The sequence below is a fragment of the Zemynaea arenosa genome (assembly GCF_004614185.1).
GTDB lineage: Bacteria > Pseudomonadota > Gammaproteobacteria > Burkholderiales > Burkholderiaceae_D > Telluria > Telluria arenosa.
Window position 1 is genome coordinate 1 of the sequence record NZ_SPVF01000034.1, and the last position, 3,347, is coordinate 3,347.

3 protein-coding genes are annotated in these 3,347 nt (G+C 67.8%); 1 reads left to right on the top strand and 2 read right to left on the bottom strand.

What is annotated here, in order from left to right:
- Positions 1-978: HDOD domain-containing protein (locus E4L96_RS02220; RefSeq protein WP_135205608.1), on the top strand; the 978-nt coding region annotated here is incomplete at its 5' end.
- A 3-nt stretch (positions 979-981) separates the two neighbouring features.
- On the opposite strand, the gene E4L96_RS02225 is transcribed toward E4L96_RS02220, so the two are convergent.
- Both E4L96_RS02225 and E4L96_RS02230 read right to left on the bottom strand, forming a co-directional pair.
- A complete protein-coding gene (locus E4L96_RS02225; protein WP_135205609.1) occupies positions 982-2,853 on the bottom strand; it encodes a flagellar assembly protein A in 1,872 nt (623 codons plus the stop codon).
- 203 nt (positions 2,854-3,056) lie between these two features.
- The gene (locus E4L96_RS02230; protein WP_229414192.1) at positions 3,057-3,284 is read right to left on the bottom strand and encodes a hypothetical protein; all 228 of its coding nucleotides are present in this window, start codon (positions 3,282-3,284) and stop codon (positions 3,057-3,059) included.
- Between the last annotated feature and the right edge of the window lie 63 nt (positions 3,285-3,347).

A 3,347-nucleotide genomic window follows, 5' to 3' on the forward strand; every position in this document is an offset into this window, starting at 1 on the left:
GCCAATGACAGCGTCACCGCCGCTCCGGCGCGGGTGCCCGCCACCGCCGGCAGCGGCATCGCCTTTGACCAAGCCGACCTGGCCGAGCGCCTGTACAACGCCTGGATCTTCGGCATGGAAGGCGACGCCCCGCTGGACGTGAGCCCGGCCGAAGCCAGGGTGCTGGAAGCGCTCGACGCGATCCTCAATTCGCAGCAGTCCGGCGCCGCCCTGGTGCGCCGCATGCCCGGCCTGATCCCGCAGCTGCTGCAGACCCTGCGCAGCGAGAGCTTCTCCGGCGCGCAGCTGTCGCGCACCATCTCCAGCGACGTGGTACTGGTGGCCGCCGTCACGCGGCTCGCCAACGCGTCCATCAAGGGCAGCGGCAAATCGATCGACAGCGTGGAGCACGCGGTGATCGTGATCGGCCACGAAGGCTTGCGCCACCTGATCACCAGCGTCGCCTTCCGGCCCATCATCGACATGAATTCGGGCCACTACACGCGCACGCTGGCGCCGCGCGTATGGGAACGTTCGGAACGCGTAGCGGAAGCCAACCGGGCGCTGGCGGACCAGGGCCAGCTCAACGTGGACCGCTTCGAAGCCTTCCTGGCGGGACTGGTGCAGAACGCGGGCCTGATCGTGGCCCTGCGCGTGATGGACCAGGTGGCGGGTAACGACCGCACCCTGGGTTCGGAGATGTTTTGTGCGAAGCTGGTACGCGCCGCGCGCGCCCTCACCTGCTCGATCGGGCGTGAGTGGGACTTCCCGGAAGCGGTGATGCAGGCGATCGCCGAACAGGGCCAGCTCGCACGCGGCGGCCAGCTGTCGCCACTGGGCCGCCTGCTGGCGCTCTCGGACTACGCGGCCAAGCTGCGAACGCTCGTGGAAAACACGCGCATCGAGGACAACGATATCTTGCTGTTCGGCGGTCTGCCCGCGCTGGCGAAGGATCTCTACGCCGCCATGCCGGCGGCGGACAGCCAGGCCGCCGCGTGAGCCTCACACGGCGGCGGCTTCCGCCTCCGCGCTGCTCCACGTGAACGGGCCATTGCTGCCCGCGTAGAGCACCTCGCCGCCCGCGCCCACGGTGCGCAGGCGCAGCTTGATGTCCTTGGGTGGCAGGTGGTACACGCTGCTGCCGTCGGGATTGAAGGGCAGCACCCGCACCGTCACGTCCCCGGAGAAGCTGGTCACGGCCACGCGGCTCACGCCGGCCGCCGAGTTCTTGTGCTCCACCAGTTCGGCCAGCAGCTTGTTGCCCGCATCGCGCTCGGTCTGCGCGTCTTTCACTTCCAGCGAGACCTTGCCGATGGCCTTGAGCTGAGGGCCCACCGCCAGCGCCATCTTCTGGAACTGCGGCACCTGCTCGGGGGTGAGCACGATCTCCTTCTTGCGCACCTTGGAGGCCAGCACCACGTACTTGCGCACCTCCGGCTGGTTGGTCAGTTCATCCATCTCGGCCTGCTTCTGCGCGGCCAGGCGCTCGAAGTCCGCCACGCGTGCGCGCATCAGGCCGATGACCTCGTCGACCCGCGCGTTATCGGGCATCAGCGCATAGACCACCATCTCGATCTGGCGCCGCGGACCGGCCGTCTCGATGGTCACCGAGCGCGCCGCCACCGCGCAGCCCTCGGCCTGGCGGATGGTCAGCTCGTCGGCCATGATCTCGCAGTTCACTGCGTGGTCGATGGTCACGCGGGTGCCGGAGATGATGCAGTTCTCGGCGCGGTTCATCACCACCTCGCCCTGCACCGCCTGCACCGTCGCACCCGAGGCCACGCCCTTGATGCGGATATCGCCGCGCGCATTGGCGGCGCTGCCACCCACCAGGTTGCGGTTCAGGAGCACGGTGCCGCCGCGCGACACCACGTTGCCGAAGACGTCCGCGTGGATGGTGATGCTCTCGCCCTCCACCACGCGCTTTTCCTGCACCTCGCCGAACTCCTCGAAGTCGCCGGTCAGCTGCAGGTTGCCGGTGGTGCGCGAGCTCACGCCTTCGCGGCTGACGATCTTGTCGCCGACCGAGATCTGGCCGGAGCCGGTGTCCACGTTGAGGAAGCCGTCCTTGACGGCGACGATGTACTCGCCGTCCGCGCTGCGCTGGATGGTGGTGCCTTCGCCGACCAGCGGCTGCATGTCCACATCCTTCGGGTCGGCCGGCTCGATCGGAATGCCGGACATCTCGTAGCCGCGCTGGCCCTCGCGCGAGGGGAGCTTCTGCAGCAGCCGCGCGCCCTGCTTGATCTGGGGGAAGCGGTTCTGGAACGACATCAGGTCCAGTTTCCCGTTCGGCAGCTGGCGCGGGGCGTCGCTGCGGTGCAGGTCGTCCGACACTTCGACGATCTGCGCATCCTGGCCCGGCACCGGGTCCACGCGGCGGGCGACCACCACGCGCTCGGTCTTGCCGCTTGCGATGGCGGCACTGATGGCGGCGATGTCCAGGCCCGCGCGAATGCCCTTGGCCCACATGTCGGCCACGAATTCATCGACGTTGAGGAAGGCCGGCTGGCCCATGCCGTCCGGGTTGCGCGGGTCGGGCAGGAACACCGGCTCGAACGTGTATTCGGCCTGGTTGTCCGCGATCTTGACGGCGCGGTAGATGCTGCGCCGCTCGGCGTCGAACGGCACGATATCGGCCGCGATGCGGATCAGCGGCTCGCCCGTGGGCGCGCGCGGAAACGCCGGCCCGATGTCATACAAGGCCTTGGCGAGCATGGGGTAGTCCAGCCCTGCCAAGTAGTTGCTGGTGAAAAGCGCTCCAATGGCCCCCTGCAGCATCTTCCCCACCGCCATCGGTTCGACATAGATGCCGTCCCGCCGCTTGATGATGCATTGTTCCAGGCCCGCCAGAGTCTGACTGCTGTCAGTCATGTCCCGTTCCGTCCTTCTCCAAAACGGCGCCGCGCTGCGCCCCTTACTTTTTTGTAAATTATTTTGCGCGTAGAGTAACTTTCACAGCGTACCATGCTCCTGTCGGGATTTACGGGCTGGAAATAAAAAAGGACAGCCTCAGCTGTCCTTTCGTTGCCGAAAAGTCACGAATTCTCGCGCTTTCCACCCGCCTGGGGGGCGCCCTAGCGGCGCGGCGTGTTCGAGTAAATATCCTGGCCCGCCTCGCCGATCTGGCGGCGCAGGTCGCGCCGCTCGTCCGGGGTCAGGCGGCCGTTGCGGCGGAACCCTTCCTGGGCGGCCTGCTGCTGGGCCTGCATCTGGGCGCGGCGCTGCTGTTCTTCGTAAGCGCGCATCTGCTCCTGGCGCATCTGCTGCTCCATGCGGGCCTCGTTGCGCGGGGCCTCCTGCATGCGCGGCGGCTGCTGCGGGATGGCGCGCTCGGCATGGCCGCCGCGGCGTTCCTGGTCGTCCCC